Source organism: Synechococcus sp. MIT S9509, from assembly GCF_047303035.1.
Classification (GTDB): domain Bacteria; phylum Cyanobacteriota; class Cyanobacteriia; order PCC-6307; family Cyanobiaceae; genus Synechococcus_C.
This window is the reverse complement of the sequence record NZ_CP138940.1, coordinates 2,010,726-2,027,278: the sequence shown is the minus strand read 5'-3', so window position 1 is coordinate 2,027,278 and position 16,553 is coordinate 2,010,726. Positions and strand designations below refer to the sequence as shown.

17 protein-coding genes are annotated in these 16,553 nt (G+C 59.4%); 14 read left to right on the top strand and 3 right to left on the bottom strand.

What is annotated here, in order from left to right; translation table 11 throughout:
* The first annotated feature begins 19 nt into the window (after window positions 1-19).
* Window positions 20-1,492, top strand: a complete 1,473-nt coding sequence (gene gatB, locus SIB73_RS11630) for an Asp-tRNA(Asn)/Glu-tRNA(Gln) amidotransferase subunit GatB (RefSeq protein WP_413404939.1) — start codon at window positions 20-22, stop codon at window positions 1,490-1,492.
* A gap of 48 nt (window positions 1,493-1,540) precedes the next feature.
* Here gatB and coaE read toward each other — a convergent pair whose 3' ends face one another.
* A complete protein-coding gene (gene coaE, locus SIB73_RS11625) occupies window positions 1,541-2,146 on the bottom strand; it encodes a dephospho-CoA kinase (protein WP_413404941.1) in 606 nt (201 codons plus the stop codon).
* A 39-nt stretch (window positions 2,147-2,185) separates the two neighbouring features.
* Between coaE and argJ the strand changes: the two genes are divergently transcribed.
* From argJ to SIB73_RS11605, 4 genes are read left to right on the top strand one after another with little or no spacing between them, the layout of a single operon-like run.
* On the top strand, window positions 2,186-3,436 hold the full coding sequence (gene argJ / locus SIB73_RS11620; RefSeq protein WP_413404943.1) for a bifunctional glutamate N-acetyltransferase/amino-acid acetyltransferase ArgJ: 1,251 nt from the start codon (window positions 2,186-2,188) through the stop codon (window positions 3,434-3,436).
* A gap of 39 nt (window positions 3,437-3,475) precedes the next feature.
* Window positions 3,476-4,147: a hypothetical protein gene (locus tag SIB73_RS11615; RefSeq protein WP_413404944.1), complete on the top strand. Its 672-nt coding sequence runs from the start codon at window positions 3,476-3,478 to the stop codon at window positions 4,145-4,147.
* Between the two features lie 57 nt (window positions 4,148-4,204).
* Complete coding sequence (locus tag SIB73_RS11610) at window positions 4,205-4,516, top strand: hypothetical protein (protein ID WP_413404946.1); 312 nt, start codon at window positions 4,205-4,207, stop codon at window positions 4,514-4,516.
* Window positions 4,513-6,195, top strand: coding sequence for an ABC1 kinase family protein (locus SIB73_RS11605; protein WP_413404948.1), 1,683 nt, complete (start codon window positions 4,513-4,515; stop codon window positions 6,193-6,195). Before SIB73_RS11610 ends, SIB73_RS11605 begins: the two co-directional genes overlap by 4 nt.
* A gap of 257 nt (window positions 6,196-6,452) precedes the next feature.
* Here SIB73_RS11605 and eno read toward each other — a convergent pair whose 3' ends face one another.
* Entirely contained in the window at window positions 6,453-7,745 is a 1,293-nt protein-coding gene (eno, locus tag SIB73_RS11600) for a phosphopyruvate hydratase (RefSeq protein WP_413404949.1), read from the bottom strand.
* A gap of 145 nt (window positions 7,746-7,890) precedes the next feature.
* On the opposite strand from eno, the gene gloA reads away from it, so the two are divergent.
* The 8 genes from gloA to rplL all read left to right on the top strand — a co-directional run bounded on the left by gloA (window position 7,891) and on the right by rplL (window position 14,718).
* Window positions 7,891-8,292, top strand: coding sequence for a lactoylglutathione lyase (gene gloA / locus SIB73_RS11595; protein ID WP_413404951.1), 402 nt, complete (start codon window positions 7,891-7,893; stop codon window positions 8,290-8,292).
* Window positions 8,293-8,307: 15 nt separating this feature from the next.
* Window positions 8,308-11,070, top strand: coding sequence for an ATP-dependent Clp protease ATP-binding subunit (locus SIB73_RS11590; protein ID WP_413404953.1), 2,763 nt, complete (start codon window positions 8,308-8,310; stop codon window positions 11,068-11,070).
* Window positions 11,071-11,167: 97 nt separating this feature from the next.
* A complete protein-coding gene (gene secE, locus SIB73_RS11585; RefSeq protein WP_413406235.1) occupies window positions 11,168-11,416 on the top strand; it encodes a preprotein translocase subunit SecE in 249 nt (82 codons plus the stop codon).
* Window positions 11,417-11,477: 61 nt separating this feature from the next.
* Window positions 11,478-12,146 carry a transcription termination/antitermination protein NusG gene (gene nusG, locus SIB73_RS11580; RefSeq protein ID WP_413404954.1) on the top strand — a complete coding sequence of 223 codons (669 nt, stop codon included), beginning with the start codon at window positions 11,478-11,480 and terminating at the stop codon, window positions 12,144-12,146.
* A gap of 110 nt (window positions 12,147-12,256) precedes the next feature.
* Window positions 12,257-12,682, top strand: a complete 426-nt coding sequence (gene rplK / locus SIB73_RS11575) for a 50S ribosomal protein L11 (protein WP_067096075.1) — start codon at window positions 12,257-12,259, stop codon at window positions 12,680-12,682.
* 77 nt (window positions 12,683-12,759) lie between these two features.
* On the top strand, window positions 12,760-13,467 hold the full coding sequence (gene rplA, locus SIB73_RS11570; protein ID WP_066909264.1) for a 50S ribosomal protein L1: 708 nt from the start codon (window positions 12,760-12,762) through the stop codon (window positions 13,465-13,467).
* Between the two features lie 283 nt (window positions 13,468-13,750).
* Window positions 13,751-14,278, top strand: a complete 528-nt coding sequence (rplJ, locus tag SIB73_RS11565) for a 50S ribosomal protein L10 (protein ID WP_413404956.1) — start codon at window positions 13,751-13,753, stop codon at window positions 14,276-14,278.
* Between the two features lie 47 nt (window positions 14,279-14,325).
* Window positions 14,326-14,718, top strand: a complete 393-nt coding sequence (gene rplL, locus SIB73_RS11560) for a 50S ribosomal protein L7/L12 (RefSeq protein WP_413404958.1) — start codon at window positions 14,326-14,328, stop codon at window positions 14,716-14,718.
* A 302-nt stretch (window positions 14,719-15,020) separates the two neighbouring features.
* Here rplL and SIB73_RS11555 read toward each other — a convergent pair whose 3' ends face one another.
* On the bottom strand, window positions 15,021-15,725 hold the full coding sequence (locus tag SIB73_RS11555; RefSeq protein ID WP_413406237.1) for a DUF3747 domain-containing protein: 705 nt from the start codon (window positions 15,723-15,725) through the stop codon (window positions 15,021-15,023).
* A 60-nt stretch (window positions 15,726-15,785) separates the two neighbouring features.
* On the opposite strand from SIB73_RS11555, the gene SIB73_RS11550 reads away from it, so the two are divergent.
* Window positions 15,786-16,553 (top strand): ribonuclease H family protein, encoded by a 768-nt coding sequence (locus tag SIB73_RS11550; protein ID WP_413404960.1) that lies wholly within the window; start codon window positions 15,786-15,788, stop codon window positions 16,551-16,553.

Here is a 16,553-nt window from a genome sequence, read left to right as displayed (position 1 = left end):
CGCAGGCAAGGAGAACAAAATGGCTGGAGAAGGCGCTTGGGAAGCTGTGATCGGCCTGGAGACCCATGTGCAGCTGGGCACTGAGAGCAAGATCTTCACGGCTGCTTCCACCAGCTTTGGAGACGACCCCAACACGCACATTGATCCGGTGGTTTGCGGGCTGCCAGGCACCCTGCCGGTGCTGAATCAGAAGGTGCTCGAGTATGCGGTGAAGGCTGCGATGGCTCTGAATCTCAATATTGCTGAGCACAGCAAGTTCGACCGCAAACAGTATTTCTATCCCGATCTACCGAAGAACTACCAGATCTCCCAGTACGACGAACCGATTGCGGAAGAGGGCTGGATCGAGGTTGAAGTTGCTGAAAAGGGCAAGGACACCTATCTGAAAAAGATTGGAATCGAACGTCTTCATATGGAAGAAGACGCGGGGAAACTGGTGCATGCAGGCAGTGATCGCCTCGCTGGTTCCACACATTCCCTGGTGGATTACAACCGTGCAGGTGTTGCTCTCGCTGAAATCGTCAGCAAGCCTGATCTGCGCACCGGCCGTGAGGCGGCTGAGTATGCCTCTGAGATTCGTCGGATCATGCGATATCTCGGAGTCAGTGACGGAAACATGCAGGAGGGATCGCTGCGCTGCGACGTGAACATCTCAGTCCGTCGCGGTCCGGATGCCCCCTTCGGCACGAAGGTGGAGATCAAGAACATGAATTCGTTCTCGGCCATCCAGAAAGCCTGCGAGTACGAGATCCAGCGCCAGATCAAGGCCTACGAAAGCGGTGAGTCCATCGTCCAGGAAACCCGCTTGTGGGATGAGGGCAAGCAGCTCACCAAAAGCATGCGCAGCAAGGAGGGTGCCAGTGATTACCGCTATTTCCCTGATCCTGATCTGGGTCCGATCGAGGTGAGCGAGGATCAAAGGGAAAGCTGGCGTTCAGAACTGCCCGAGCTGCCTGCGGCCAAGCGTCATCGCTACGCCGAACAGCTCGGCCTGTCGCAGTACGACGCGCGTGTGCTCACCGACGAACGTCCGATGGCCGATTACTTCGAGGCCGTGGTGGGCGCCGGAGCTGACGCCAAGCTGGCGGCCAACTGGATCACCGGGGATATCGCTGCCCATGTGAACAGCAATCGGTTGAGTTACGCGCAGTTGCCGTTTCGCCCTGAGCAGCTGTCGGAAATGGTTCAGTTAATTGATGGCGGCAAGATCAGCGGCAAGATTGCCAAGGAAATACTTCCTGAACTGCTCGAAAAGGGTGGTTCACCGAAGTCGATCGTCGATCAGCGAGGGCTGGGGATGATCAGTGATCCCGCTGCCATCACCGCCATCGTTGAGGAGTTGCTGGCCGCTCATCCAGATGAGGTGGAGGCTTTCCGAGGCGGCAAGACCAAGCTGCAGGGCTTCTTTGTTGGGCAGCTGATGAAAAAGACCGGCGGCAAGGCCGATCCCAAGCTCGCCAATCAGATTCTCAGTCAGAAACTCAAAGGCTGATGACCAATGACTGCTGAGGGCCCGTGGGGTGGTCGGTTCAGGTCGCTTTCAGCCTGCTGCCAGAAGCTGAGCCGCCTGGGTTTCCCAGGCTTTGGGCTCTCCGCTGTTATCGAGCACCCGATCAGCTAGTCCGAGTTTCTTTGCCAGCGGCCACTGAGACTGGATCCGCTGCTGAGCCTCGGCAGCATTGAGACCATTGCGATCCATCAGCCTTTCAAGTTGTTGTTCAGGTGAGCAGTGCACCACCCACACTTCCGTGCAGAGAGAGTTGAGACCGGCTTCGAACAGCAGAGGAATCATCAGCGCCACGGTTGGTTCTGATTTCAGACGTTTCAGTTCGGTTTCCAATTGCTGGTGCACCAGAGGGTGAACAAGCTCCTCCAACCATTTCCTCTGAAGGGAATCAGAGAAAACGATGGCTCCCAGAGCCGTACGGTCGAGTTCGGCAGACTCCGGGTCAGACCCAGCTCTGACGACCGCATTCCCGTAACGCTGCACCACTGCATGGCTGGCTGCCTGACCGCTTGCGAGGGCTTGATGTGCAAAAAGGTCTGCGTCCAACAGCGGAATTCCTTGATCCGTCAGCCAACGGCCAACGCTGCTCTTCCCGGAGGCGATACCACCGGTGAGGCCGATCCGGCGTTGGCGTGGCATGGCGCGGAGCAGGATGCATTCAGTCTCTCGCGTTGATCCGTGGTTTCCGCAGCCAGCTGGCTTTCCTCTGTTTGGACTCCAGTCGTTGGAGGAGTGACCGCTCCAGTCGGCTTTCAGGCCGCAGGGATTGCGGCCGGTCTGAAGGATTCCGGTAAACCGGATCTCGCTTTGGTGCTGGCGCCTGAGGCGGCAGTCTGTGCCGGCACTTTCACGACTTCGGTGGTGCGTGCGGCTTGCGTTGATCTCTGCGCCCAACGTCTCCAAGCCAGCAATGGACAGTGCAGAGGCGTGTTGATCAATTCCGGCCAGGCCAATGCCTGTACTGGTGACAGCGGCCTGATCGACAGCCAGCGCGCCACCCAGGCCCTGGCCGATCACCTTGGTCTGACGTCTGATCAGATGCTGATCTGTTCCACCGGCGTGATCGGCGTGCCCATCCCCATGAAAGTCTTGCTCGCTGGACTGGATCCGCTGGTCGAGGCTCTGGCCGAAGATGGAGGGGCTGCTGCTGCGGCCGCCATCCTCACAACAGATCTTGTGCCCAAGCAGATCGCAGTTGAGTCGGAGATTGATGGCCGCACTGTGCGTATTGGCGGGATGGCCAAAGGCTCGGGAATGATTCACCCCGATATGGCCACCATGCTCGGATTTCTCACCTGTGATGCCGGAGTGCCCTCAGAGGCCTGGCAAGTCATCGTTCAACGCGCTGTTCAGCGATCGTTCAATGCCATCACCGTGGATGGCGACACCAGCACCAACGACACCTTTCTGGCCTTTGCCGCCGGGGATCCTCTCCTCTCGGATCAGTATGAGCAGCTCGAGCAGGGGGTGACTCTTGTTGCTCAACACCTGGCTCGCTCGATCGCTCGTGATGGAGAGGGTGCGACCTGCCTGATTGAAGTGCGGGTGGAGGGAGCCGCATCAGAAGCAGACGCTCTGCGGATGGCACGCACGGTGTGTGGATCGTCGCTGGTGAAAACGGCCATCCATGGACGTGACCCCAACTGGGGCCGGATTGTGGCAGCGGCCGGGCGGTCAGGAGTGGAGTTTGATCCAGAGGAGGTTTCGCTCTGGATCGGTGATCATCACTTGATGGAGAGCGGTCAGCCACTGGACTTTGATCGACCTGCAGCGTCGATCTATCTCCAGCAGCGATCCGAGGGCCGTTATCTGGACAACGACACCGTGCTGATCAGACTCCGCATTGGTTCTGGCCCTGAAGAAGGTCGTGCCTGGGGTTGCGACCTTTCAGATCAATACGTGCGCATCAACGCCGATTACACGACCTGATGCCTCGGAGCGGTGCAACCGCATCGATGAGGCGCGAAGATGGGCTGCACCGAATTTTCGGTGTTGTCCATCTCGGCCACAGCGATGACAGCAACCAGCACTGATCAGCAGCGGCTCAGGCGACCTCGTTTCTGGATTGGTCCTCTGGTGGCCGGTGCCTGTTTCGCGCTCGGGTACGGCATCACCCAGCGAGTCGTTCTGATGCAGCAGGCGAGCGAAAAACCTCAGAAGGCCTCGTTCCGTCAGAGCAGCTTTCCTGGAGAATCTCTTGATGGATTGAGACGTCGGTATGGAGCTGATCAGCCTCTGATGGGTGACGTTGCAGCCAAAGAGGTCATTGACGCTCAGCAACGCAAGGCCAAGGAGCAGGCTGAGGCCATGGCCAAGGAGGCGGAGCGAAGGGAACAATCTCAGAGGGCGGCTGCTCCGCAGCCATGGACGCCCACCAACGAGCCGGCGTTCTCTGCTGCACCGTTTCCCGCATCAACTCGAGATTTTGTTGGTGAAGTGGCGCCGGAGCCTGCACAGCCTGCGGCTGTTCTGACTCCAGGCTCGGATTCACTGCCAGAGGCCGCGCTGCCTGAACCGGAGGCTTTCACGGAAGCCCCTGCGGCTGTTGCCATGCCTGAACCTGTGGCTCCTCAACCACAACCAGCCATCGATGAATCTCTGATTTTCCAGGCACCGCCGGACGCACCACCGGCTCCCTGATTGCGGTCGCATCCCCGTCGGTGCATCTGCCACAGTTTCAGCATCTCTCATCAGGCCATGACTCCTCCGGATGCCCTGTTCCGAGCGGCAATGAATCGCCTGATGGCCCGGGTGGGTGAAGGCGTGGCCGATGCAGCTGCAGGAATGGCTGTTGCTGTTCAGGATGCCCCCGAGCGCATACGCCAGGAATGGGATCTGTTTCAGGAGGAGGTGAAGGCGGAAGCCGAGCGATTGCAGCGGGAGAATCAGCCCGAAGCATCATCCGCTGCTGATCGTCCTGGCCCAGAGCATGAACCATTGCAGCGGCGCATCGATCGACTGCGTGCGCAGGTGGCCGATCTGAGCACGCGTCTGGAGGAACGGTCTTGAGCCGTTGGGGTTCGCCTCTTCTACCCTGGCGCAGGGGGTTGCGCGCATTGCGCATCTGGAGGAGTGTTCTGGCGCTGCTGTTTTTCCTGTGGTGGGACAGCTGCAGCTGGAGCTATCCCGGCGGTTTCACCGAGGAGCGTCGTCAGACCCGTCAGCAACGGCGAGCACGCTGGCTGACAAGGGAATTGCTCCACCTTGGTTCGGCATTCATCAAACTTGGCCAACTGCTGTCGGCTCGTCCCGACGTTCTGCCGGCGGGGTGGGTGGCTGAACTGGCCGATCTGCAGGACAAAGTTCCTGCTTTTCCATTCGATCAGGCCCAAGCGCTTCTCGAGTCGGAGCTTGGTGCACGTTGTGCCGAGATCATTGATCTTGATGAGACCCCTCTGGCTGCAGCCTCTCTGGCTCAGGTGCATCGCGCCAGCTTGCGCAGCGGTCGCCAGGTGGTTCTGAAAATTCAACGTCCAGGTCTGGAGTCGGTGTTCCGGCTTGATCTGGAGGTGATGCAGCAGGTGGCTTCTGTACTGCAGCGCCATCCCCAGTGGGGTCGTGGCCGCGACTGGGTGGCGATCGCCCAGGAATGTCGACGTGTGCTGTTGCGTGAACTCGACTTTCGCCTTGAGGCCCAGCATGCCGCCCGCTTCCGTCAGCAGTTTCTTGATGATCCCCGCATCATGGTTCCCGGTGTGATCTGGGAGCTGAGCACCCGTCAGGTGCTCTGTCTCGATTACCTGCCTGGTATCAAGATCAACAATCGGCCGGAGCTGATTGCTGCGGGTATTGATCCTGCGGATGTCGCGGAGATTGGTGCGGCCAGCTATCTGCAGCAACTGGTTCGGTACGGCTTCTTTCATGCAGACCCACACCCCGGCAATCTTGCGGTCGCAAGCGACGGGGCACTCATCTATTACGACTTTGGAATGATGGGGCAGCTTTCGGAACGTCTGCGCCGCCGGTTGGGTTCGATGGTTCGGGCGGCGGCATCCCGGGATGCCGCCGCCCTGGTGGAGGAAATGCAGGTGGCTGGAGTGATTGCTTCAGACGTGGATCTGGGTCCGGTACGGCGTCTGGTTCGTCTGATGCTGCGCGACGCACTCACTCCACCGTTCAGTGCCTCGGTGATCGACAAATTGTCCGGCGATCTCTACGACCTTGTCTACGGCCAGCCGTTCAGGCTGCCGGTTGAGCTGATCTTCGTGATGCGTGCATTGTCGACCTTTGAGGGTGTCGGTCGCAGTCTTGATCCCGGCTTTAGCCTGGTGGGGATCGCCAAGCCCTATCTGCTACCCCTCATGACTTCCAGTGGATCCGGCTCCAATGATCTGTTCAACGAACTCGGCCGTCAGGTGGGGGCGCTGAGTTCTCGGGCTGTGGGGATTCCGCGCCGCCTGGATGAGAGCCTTGAGCGCCTCGAACAAGGAGATCTGCAGCTGCAGATCCGAACGGGCGAATCGGATCGTCAGTTCCGACGCATGGTCACGGCACAGCATTCCATCGGACAGTCGGTGCTGCTTGGGGGGCTGGCTCTGGCGGCTGCGATCCTGGGCTCCAGTGCCCGACCCCTTTGGGCTCTCCTCCCCCTTGGAGCTGCAGTGCCGGTTGGGATGGGTTGGCTGAAGCTTCAGGTGAAACTTCGCAAGGATGCACGTATGGAATCCTTGTCTTCATCGAAAAGCTGATTATTTCGTTTTCAAGTTCTTTCAGCGTTTTGGAAGAGAACAATGAAACAACTTGCTTTGATGCAGCAGATTCTTTGACATTCCCGGATATTTGTTGTCAGCAATTCAGTCTCGAACAAACAGTGTTTGCCTTTTTCGAGAAATATTTATTTTGCATTGTTTGCTGCTGGTCTGAGCATTCGCTTGAAACAATCAAATGCCACTCACTTCGGGAAATCTCGTGTGAATGGCTACTTTGCTGAGTTCTGACTATTGAATCAGGCTTTTCCTCGCGGTCCCTGGCCTACGGCGCCGGCGTAAACAGCCTGGCTGCCGAGCTCGTCCTCGATGCGCAGCAATTGGTTGTATTTGGCAACGCGTTCGCTGCGGCTCAGAGAACCAGTTTTGATCTGACCGGCGCGGGTTGCGACTGAGAGATCGGCGATGGTGGTGTCTTCGGTTTCGCCGCTGCGGTGGCTGATCACGCTGGTGTAGCCCGACCGTCCAGCCAGATCGATGGCCTGAAGCGTTTCGGTGAGAGAACCGATCTGATTCACCTTGATCAGAATCGAGTTGGCTGTGCCGCTGTCGATCCCCTGTTGCAGGCGCTTGGTGTTGGTCACGAACAGGTCGTCCCCCACCAGTTGCACCTTGGCTCCGAGGCGTTCTGTGAGCAGTTTCCAGCCTTCCCAGTCGTCCTCGGCAAGGCCGTCCTCGATCGAAACGATCGGGAACTTCTCCACCAGCTGCTCAAGCTGGCCGACCATCTGAGCGCTGTCGTAGCTGCCCCCATCGAAGGCGTAGCGACCATTGTCGAAGAATTCGGTACTGGCAACATCAAGGGCGAGGGAGATCTGATCACCGGGCCTGTAGCCGGCCTTCTCAATCGCTTGGACCAGAATTTCGCCGGCCTCAACATTGCCCAGATCCGGCGCGAAGCCTCCTTCATCGCCTACAGATGTGCTCAGGCCTCTGTCCTTGAGCAGGGACTTCAGTGTGTGGAACACTTCAGTGCCCATGCGCAGCGCCTCGCGGAAGCTGGGGGCGCCGTGGGGAACCAGCATGAATTCCTGGAAATCCAGGCTGTTGGCTGCATGCGCGCCACCGTTGATCACGTTCATCAGCGGCACCGGCAACAGCGTGGCCATCGGTCCCCCCAGATAGCGATAGAGCGGGATTCCAAGGCCATTCGCGGCCGCGCGGGCACTGGCCATGCTCACCGCCAGAATTGCGTTGGCTCCCAGGCTCGACTTGTTATCGCTGCCATCGAGTTCCAGCATCGCTGCGTCCACGGCGGCCTGGTCGAGGGCAGAGAGTCCACAGAGGGCTGGGGCAATGCGCTCCTCGATGTGATTCACAGCCTGGATGACACCCTTGCCCATATAGCGATCGCCGCCGTCGCGCAACTCGTGGGCTTCGTGGGCTCCGGTGCTGGCTCCGCTGGGCACGATGGCTCGACCACTGGCTCCACCCTCCAGCAAGACCTCGGCTTCCACCGTTGGGTTTCCGCGGGAGTCGAGCACCTCACGGGCCACGATGGTGTCGATGACGAGGTCGAGGGAATCGAACACGTGATGCGGATCAAAGACCTGGCGATCCTATGGGTCCCCCTGCAACGCTGATTCCCCATCTCCGCCAACAGGCCACGACGCCTGCAACTTCTCTACCGCTGATCTTGGGGATGCACCATGCTGGTAGCAGCGATTGAACCCGATCATGCGCATGTTGCACACCATGCTTCGGGTTGGTGATCTGGAGAGATCGCTCGCTTTTTATACCGACGTTCTCGGCATGCAGCTGCTTCGTCGCAAGGACTACGCCTCCGGTCGTTTCACGCTGGCCTTTCTGGGTTATGGCGATGAAAAGGATCACACCGTGCTGGAGCTCACTCACAACTGGGACACCGAGCATTACGACCTGGGTGATGGATATGGCCACATCGCTCTTGGGGTGCAGGACATCCATGCCGCCTGTGAAGGGATTGCTGAGCGAGGAGGCAGACTCGTGCGTGCACCGGGTCCGATGAAGCACGGCAGCACGGTGATCGCTTTCCTGGAGGATCCCGATGGCTACAAGGTCGAGTTGATTGAGCTTGCTTCCCGCTCCACGGCCGCTTGAGGGGATTCGCCTGCGATGACATCTGATTTCGGTGTGACGCCTCAACCTCCTGCCAGCCTCACGGTGGAGCCGGACCGTTTCAGCGACGATGCCTGGGAGTTGTTGCTGTCCGCCCAGGATTCAGCCCGTCGTTGGCGTCACGGCGATCTGGACGTGGAGCATCTGCTTCAGGCTTTGTTCAGTGATCCGCGCTTTGAGGCGGATGTGGCCGCATTGCCCCTTGCTCAAGGACAGTTGCTTGATCAGCTCGAGGGCTTCCTGGAGGAGCAGCCCATGGCTCGAGGTGATGAGCTGTTTGTCGGTGAAGACCTTGAAACCTTGCTCGAGGCGGCCGACAGGGTGCGCGGCCTCTGGGGGTCAAGGCTGATCGACGTTTCGCACTTGCTGATCGCCATCGGTCGTGACCCACGCATCGGTGCTGATTTGCTGTCCAGATTTGGGTTGCCGGCCGATCGCCTGGAGGCCGCGCTGCGGAGGCCGAACCCATCGGCTGCGCCTTCTCCGCCCAGTCCTCCTGCACCCGTTAATCGTCCAGCACCGACGTCTTCCGGGCCATCCGTTCAGCCATTGCCCGAGCCTGTTCAGGCTGGGCTGAGGCCGTCGGAGCCTGTTGATGACCCGGAATTTGATCCTGCAAGTGATCCAGAGCCAACGGCCCTGGACCGTTATGCCCGTGACCTCACTGCGGCTGCGTCTCAGGGGCTGCTGGATCCCGTGGTCGGCCGCGATGGTGAGATCCGCAGTTTGATCAAGGTGCTCTCGCGTCGGGGCAAGAACAATCCTGTTCTGATCGGAGCACCGGGCGTGGGCAAGACGGCCATCGCCGAGCTGTTGGCCCAGCGCATCGTTGCCGGTGAAGTTCCGGAATCACTTCAGGGATTGAGGCTTGTGGCCCTGGATGTGGGTGCATTGATCGCTGGTGCCAAGTTCCGCGGGCAGTTCGAGGAGCGCCTGCGAGAGGTGCTGCAGGAGGTGAGTGATCCAGAGGCAGGCGTGGTGCTCTTCATCGACGAACTGCACACCGTGGTGAACAGCGATCGGTCCAGCGCTGACGCCGGCAGCCTGCTCAAGCCTGCTTTGGCGAGAGGGGATCTCCGTTGTATTGCCGCCACCACGCCAGAGGATTACCGACGCACAGTGGAGAAGGATCCAGCTCTGAACCGCCGCTTTCAGCAGGTGCAGATCTCGGAGCCTTCAATCGACCACAGCGTCGAGATTCTGCGTGGGGTGAAGGAGCGCTACGAGCTGCATCACGGCGTGACGATCACTGACACCGCGGTCACAGCTGCAGCACGCCTTGCTGATCGCTACATCAGTGATCGTTGCCTGCCTGACAAGGCCATCGATCTGATCGATGAAGCGGCGGCACAACTCAAGATGGATGTGACCTCCAAGCCCCAGGTGGTGGAGGACGCCGAGATGGATCTGCGTCGGGTGGAACTGGCGGTGCTCGCGGCGGAGCAGGCTCCTGAATCGGAGCGAGTGCAGCTCCAGCGCCAGCGATTGGAGGCCTCGTCCCAGCTCACTCAACTGCGTGAGCGCTGGCAGGCGGAGCGAGAACAGCTGCAGGAACTGCGCCAGCTGCTGCAGGAAGATGAGGATCTCCGTCATGCCGTCGCTGAAGCTGAGCGACAGGGTGATCTGGAAGAAGCTGCACGGCTTCAGTACGACCAGCTGCATCGCCTGCAGCAGCGCCGCAGTGACCTGGAGGAGGCGCTCAACAAGGCGCAGCGAGACGGCACGGCAATGCTGCGAGAGCAGGTGGAAGCCGAGGACATTGCCGATGTGGTGGCGCGCTGGACAGGCATTCCCATCCAGCGCCTGCTGGCGGGCGAGCGCCAGAAGCTGCTGGAGCTTGACCAGCGCCTTGCTGAGCGGGTGATCGGCCAGCCCGATGCCGTGGAGGCCGTGGCGGCGGCGATCCGCAGGGCCCGAGCAGGAATGAAGGATCCCCGGCGCCCCGTGGGTTCATTCCTGTTTCTCGGACCGACAGGCGTCGGCAAGACTGAACTGGCCAAGGCTCTCGCTGGACAGCTGTTCGATGAGGAGGAGTCGATGGTGCGTCTTGATATGAGTGAGTTCATGGAGCGCAACGCTGTGGCGCGCTTGCTTGGTGCTCCCCCTGGTTATGTCGGTTACGAGGAGGGGGGTCAGCTGACCGAAGCGGTGCGTCGACGTCCTTATGCCCTGCTGCTCCTGGATGAGGTGGAGAAGGCTCACCCTGATGTGTTCAATGTGCTGTTGCAGGTCCTGGATGACGGGCGTCTCAGCGATTCACAGGGGCGCACGGTCGATTTCCGACATACCGTGGTCGTGATGACCAGCAATCTGGCCAGCCGCGCCATTCTGGATTCAGCCCGAAAGGACAGGGAAGCGGGTGCATCGATTGATTCATCTGTCCTGGATGGGGCTGTGGATGAGGCTCTGGGCAGGCATTTCCGGCCTGAATTTCTCAATCGCATCGATGAGGTGATCCGCTTTAAGCCGCTCGGACGGGATGATCTGAGCAAGATCGTGCGCCTGCAGCTGGCTGATCTGGCTTCGCTTCTGAAAGAACAGGGGCTGGAGCTGCGCGTTGAGGAGGCTGTGATTGAAGCGATCGTGAGCCTTGGCCACGAGCCGGAGTACGGGGCGAGACCGTTGCGCAGGGTGCTGCGTCGTCGACTGGAGAATCCTCTTGCAACAGAACTGCTGGAGGACCGTTTCAACGGGGCTCAGGCAGTGCGTGTACTTGCTGGAGAGGCACCAGCAGAATCCTTCCGCTTCGAACCTGAATGAAGCCTAGGAAGGCGTCCGGTAGGATATTCAATTGCTGTCACGTGCCCTCAGAGCCGGCGTCAGCACCGGCCCAGACGACTTTTTTGATCCGTCATCCGTGACCAGCCCCACATCAGAGGACACAACCGCAGCGACGACGCCAACGTCATCAGGCCCTGAACAGCCTGAGAAAAAGGGTGGGTTTTTGCAGGCCACCTTCGAAGAGTTGAAGCTCGTGGTCTGGCCCAGCAGGCAACAGCTGTTCAGCGAATCCATCGCGGTGATCCTGATGGTGAGTCTTTCGGCTGCGGCCATTGCCGCCTTAAGTCGCTTCTACGGCTGGGCTGCGTCTCAGGTGTTCCGCTGATCCTTTTCCCGGTCTGATCCGGTGCAATTTCCTACTTCATCCTTCACTCCTGCCCTGCCTCGTGTCTGATCTCGATCCAAACCAGTCGGAGTCCACAGAGGTGCTTGACCTCCCGGCGCCGAATGACGGAGAAGAGGGCACTCTCGAAACCCCCGCAATCCGCACGGGCGTCGCCCGCTGGTATGCGGTGCAGGTGGCCTCCAGTTGCGAGAAAAAGGTGAAGGCCACGCTGGAGCAACGAGCTGTGACTCTGGGTGTGAGCAATCGCATTCTCGAGATTGAAATTCCCGAGACTCCTGCAGTGAAAATCAAGAAGGACGGCAGTCGCCAGTCCACTGAGGAGAAGGTTTTTCCTGGTTATGTGTTGGTGCGCATGGTTCTGGATGAAGACACGATGATGGCGGTGCGCAGCACTCCCAATGTCATCAACTTTGTCGGTGCGGAGGATCGTCGTGCCACGGGCAAAGCCCGGGGTCACATCAAGCCACGTCCGTTGAGCCGCCAGGAAGTGGACCGCATCTTCAAGCGGGCTGCTGAGAAGAAGACTGTTGTGAAGGTCGATCTCAGCGAGGGTGATCAGATTCTCGTCACTGCTGGTCCGTTCAAGGATTTCCAGGGTGAGGTCATCGAGGTGTCAGGTGAGCGCAGCAAGCTCAAGGCTCTCCTCTCCATCTTCGGCCGTGAGACACCGGTCGAGCTCGAGTTTTCTCAGGTGAGTAAGCAGAACTGATATCGACGGCGGCCGTCTCCCTGCGGAGGGCGGCCTCAGGGGTGGTTCCCCACCCCGCCGCACCTGCCCCGAGGGCCAGGTGATCCGCAGATGTTCAACTCCGTCCGCCGATGGCCAAGAAAGTCGTAGCTGTGATCAAGCTGGCCCTTCAGGCCGGCAAAGCCAACCCTGCACCGCCCGTGGGTCCTGCCCTCGGTCAGCACGGGGTCAACATCATGGCGTTTTGCAAGGAGTACAACGCCCGCACCCAGGACAAAGCCGGGTTCGTGATCCCTGTGGAGATCTCGGTCTTCGAAGACCGTAGTTTCACCTTCATCACCAAGACGCCTCCAGCGTCCGTGCTCATCACCAAGGCTGCGGGAATCGCCAAAGGTTCCGGAGAATCCGCCAAGGGAAGCGTTGGCTCCATCAAGCGATCCCAGCTTGAGGAGATCGCCAAGACCAAGCTGCCCGACCTCAACTGCACCAGCGTTGAGTCGGCCATGCGCATCATCGAAGGCACTGCCCGCAACATGGGTGTCGCCATCAGCGACTGACGCTTTTGCGCCGGTCATTGTTCACTTTCCATTTTTTGAGGGGGAGACCTCGCGGTCGCCTGAACCCCATCCAAGCCATGCCAAAACTTTCAAAACGCCTGGCCAGCCTCGTCACCAAGGTTGAAGAGCGCGCTTATGAGCCGCTTGAAGCCATCCAGCTGGTCAAGGACAACGCCAACGCCAAGTTCGACGAGACCATGGAGGCGCATGTTCGTCTCGGAATTGATCCCAAGTACACCGACCAGCAGCTCCGCACCACAGTTGCACTGCCTCACGGCACCGGACAGACCGTGCGCATTGCCGTGGTCACCAGTGGCGAAAAAGTTGCCGCGGCCAAAGCGGCAGGCGCTGAACTTGCCGGGGATGAAGACCTGGTCAACACCATCAGCAAAGGGGAGATGGATTTCGACCTGCTGATCGCCACACCCGACATGATGCCCAAAGTGGCCAAGCTGGGTCGTGTGCTTGGTCCCCGCGGTCTGATGCCCAACCCCAAAGCCGGCACTGTCACCACTGATCTGGCCGCTGCCATCAAGGAGTTCAAGGCCGGCAAGCTCGAATTCCGTGCTGACCGCACCGGAATTGTGCACGTGCGTTTCGGCAAGGCCAGCTTTGACGCTGCCAACCTTCTCGACAACCTGAAGATGCTTCAGGAGACCATCGACCGCAACAAGCCCAGTGGTGCAAAAGGTCGTTACTGGAAGAGTCTGTATGTGACCTCCACCATGGGGCCTTCAGTGGAAGTGGATATCTCAGCTCTTCAGGACATCAACAAAGAGGGCTGAATCAGTTCATCACAGGCAGATGCCAACCAGCCTCCACTGCGGTGGGGGCTTTGTTGTAAATTCAAATGCTGGCGAAAGCCAGACAACGGGCACGCGCCCGGCCAAAGACAGCAGGTTGCTTCTAGCGGTTGTCATCAACCGTTCCTGACGCATAAGCCCTGCCGAGGCAGACGCGACGATTTTTTTCCCTCCCATGGGATTGGATCGACACGCGGCCTCGTCTCATTCGTGAGAACTGAACGGCCGTGTGTCCAGCTTGTTCCCCCGATCCGATCCAAATCCTATGGGCCGCACTCTGGAGAGCAAGCAACAGATCGTCGAAGAGCTCAAGCAGCTCCTCGGTGAGGCCGAAATGGCACTGGTCCTGGATTATCAGGGTCTCTCCATCAAGGAAATGTCTGATCTGAGGACTCGTCTTCAGGCCAGCAACGGCGTTTGCAAGGTGACCAAAAACACCTTGATGCGTCGTGCCATTGATGGTGATAGTGCCTGGTCCAACCTCGATTCCCTTCTGAGCGGCACCAACGCTTTCGTCCTGGTCAAGGGCGACGTCGGCGGTGCAGTCAAGGCCCTTCAGGCTTTTCAGAAGGACACCAAGAAGTCCGAAACCAAGGGCGGCCTCTTCGAAGGCAAGCTTCTGTCTCAGGACGAGATCAAGGCCATCGGTGACCTTCCCACCAAGGAAGTGCTCATGGCTCAGATCGCTGGTTCGATCAATGCCGTTGCCACCAAGGTGGCTGTGGGCATCAACGAGGTTCCTTCCGGTCTTGCTCGGGCGCTCAAGCAGCACGCCGATTCAGGCGAAAGCTGAACGTCTTCGACCCGACTGTTTTTTTGATCTGTTGCTGAATCCCAACCATGTCTGCAAAAACCGACGAAATCCTCGAATCGCTGAAGACTCTTTCACTGCTTGAAGCTTCCGAGCTTGTCAAGCAGATTGAAGAAGCCTTCGGTGTCTCCGCTGCCGCATCCGCGGGTGTGGTGATGGCTGCCCCCGGCGCTGCCGCTGGCGGTGGTGGCGAGGCCGCTGAAGAAAAGACCGAGTTTGATGTTGTGCTGGAAAGCTTCGATGCTTCCGCCAAGATCAAGGTCCTCAAGGCTGTGCGCGAAGCCACAGGCCTTGGCCTGGGCGATGCCAAGGCCATGGTCGAGGCTGCGCCGAAAACCATCAAAGAAGGTGTCTCCAAGGATGACGCCGAGGCCCTCAAGAAGGCCATCGAAGAGGTGGGTGGCAAGGTCACTCTCAAGTGATCCAGTTGGATCGGCTGCCAGTGGTTGCCGATCCTTTCCCCATCTCTGATTGATTGCCGACCGCCGACCCACGGGTCGGTTTTTTCTTGTCCGCTCGATGCCGGACAGGCTGAGCCGAGTGGTCAAAAAAAAGCTCTGCCGAAGGCAGAGCAGTGAAGTGGAACGCGTTACCGGAGTCTGTCCTTGTTTCGACCCAGAAGAGGCGCTTTGCACTCCTCACACTGATCAAAAATAAAAAAATGCTGCCTGACTTGCCGATCGATTAGGGCGCTCTGTCAACTGTCCTTCAATCAGGTACCGCTTTAGGGCCTGAAGGGAATCACCGTGAGGCGGATCGGACCGCCTTGCCGATTCAGGCGACCTCTGCGCGGGGCTGAAGGAGGCTTGGGCAGGCTGGCGGTGAAGATCAGATTCTTCTTGAAAGGCTTGGCCTTACTGGCCTTTATCAGAGTATTGATCGGCGTTGTGTTAGCGAAATACACATGGCTCAAGGTGCGTCCTTTGTAGCTGCGGCGTTCGAGCGACCAACCCGGCTCAAGCGTCAATTTCACAAAGGCGTTCCTGTCCCTGCGCACATTGTTCGCACGAGCCACCGTGGTGCTGTCGCCCTGGACTGAGTCCATCGCCTGCAAGGCCAGTCCGTTTCTACTCTGTTTCAGGCCCAGGCGATAGCGCTTGTCGGCATCCTTTCCGGAGGTGCGCAGCGAGTATCCGTTGCTGTCGAGGTAGCGGCTGCAGATTCCCGTGAAATCGAAGCTGTTCAGTGAAGGGTTCATCAGGCCGTCCTGACGTTCCTCCCAGCAGAGGGGTCTGGCTTTGATCTGTTCCAGCAGCAGAAGCTTCCAGCGATCCCGGCCCACGGCCTGGGCCAGGATCGCGAAACGTTCTTCCTGAAGAGGACTGCTGTCAAAGAGTGCCCGGGTCCATCCAGGCATGCTTCCGGCGATGGCCGCCAGCCCTACTGCAGCAGCACTCAGCGCAGCTTTGCGGAAGTAGGTTCGGCCCATGGCCCAGCCCTCCTGGGTATTCAAGAACCGTGTTGTACCGAAGAAGGCGTGGGGTGACCAATGGCTGAGTCTGATCAGAGAGGCCGGGTTGTGGCGGCTGCCACCGATGGAGCCTGCAGCGGTAATCCCGGTCCAGGGGGCTGGGGAGCCCTGATCCGTTTTGAGGACGGCAGTGTGGAGGAGTTCGGAGGCGCTGACCCCGCCACCACCAACAACCGCATGGAGCTTCAGGCGGCGCTTGCGATGCTTGAAAGGCTGGCCGAGCTGCCTCGTCATCCCGATCTCACCCTGCGGACCGACAGCAAATACCTGATCGATGGTCTGGGGTCCTGGATGGCGGGATGGAAACGCAAGGGTTGGAAAACCGCTGCGGGTAAACCAGTGCTCAATCAGGACCTCTGGCAGGCCCTCGACGCTGCGCGCTTGTCCGATGTGCCGCTCACCTATGTCAAAGGACACAGCGGAGACCCGGATAACGATCGGGTGGATCAAATCGCCGTGGCTTTCTCGAAGGGGACCTCGCCACAGCTGGGTCGAGCCTCTCAATCTGCTCCTTCAAAGGCCGGGAACTTCGCAGATGGTCCTCTGGAGCAGGCAGACGATGTCGCCCCGGAATCGTTGCAGCAGCTGCTCACCCGGCTGGAGCTGGCTGATCGTCTTGCTGCTGGTGGATATGCCCTGTCGTTGGTCGAACTGGCTCAGCTGGTGGAGCAACCACTGACCCGTCTGGCTGAGCGTCAACAGGCATGGTGCTGGCGCGACTGGATGGTTGAACCGGCGGAAGGCGACTGCTGGAGGCTGCGCCGCGCCGAGGCAGGATCGAGATAG

Coding starts and splice junctions, on each gene's coding strand:
- SIB73_RS11610 (WP_413404946.1), top strand. CDS start 4,205: ATGACTCCTCCGGATGCCCTGTTCCGAGCGGCAATGAATCGCCTGATG.
- rplJ (WP_413404956.1), top strand. CDS start 13,751: ATGGGCCGCACTCTGGAGAGCAAGCAACAGATCGTCGAAGAGCTCAAG.
- gloA (WP_413404951.1), top strand. CDS start 7,891: ATGCGCATGTTGCACACCATGCTTCGGGTTGGTGATCTGGAGAGATCG.
- SIB73_RS11550 (WP_413404960.1), top strand. CDS start 15,786: ATGGCTGAGTCTGATCAGAGAGGCCGGGTTGTGGCGGCTGCCACCGAT.
- rplA (WP_066909264.1), top strand. CDS start 12,760: ATGCCAAAACTTTCAAAACGCCTGGCCAGCCTCGTCACCAAGGTTGAA.
- SIB73_RS11615 (WP_413404944.1), top strand. CDS start 3,476: ATGGGCTGCACCGAATTTTCGGTGTTGTCCATCTCGGCCACAGCGATG.
- SIB73_RS11590 (WP_413404953.1), top strand. CDS start 8,308: ATGACATCTGATTTCGGTGTGACGCCTCAACCTCCTGCCAGCCTCACG.
- rplL (WP_413404958.1), top strand. CDS start 14,326: ATGTCTGCAAAAACCGACGAAATCCTCGAATCGCTGAAGACTCTTTCA.
- SIB73_RS11555 (WP_413406237.1), bottom strand. CDS start 15,725: ATGGGCCGAACCTACTTCCGCAAAGCTGCGCTGAGTGCTGCTGCAGTA.
- gatB (WP_413404939.1), top strand. CDS start 20: ATGGCTGGAGAAGGCGCTTGGGAAGCTGTGATCGGCCTGGAGACCCAT.
- coaE (WP_413404941.1), bottom strand. CDS start 2,146: ATGCCACGCCAACGCCGGATCGGCCTCACCGGTGGTATCGCCTCCGGG.
- rplK (WP_067096075.1), top strand. CDS start 12,257: ATGGCCAAGAAAGTCGTAGCTGTGATCAAGCTGGCCCTTCAGGCCGGC.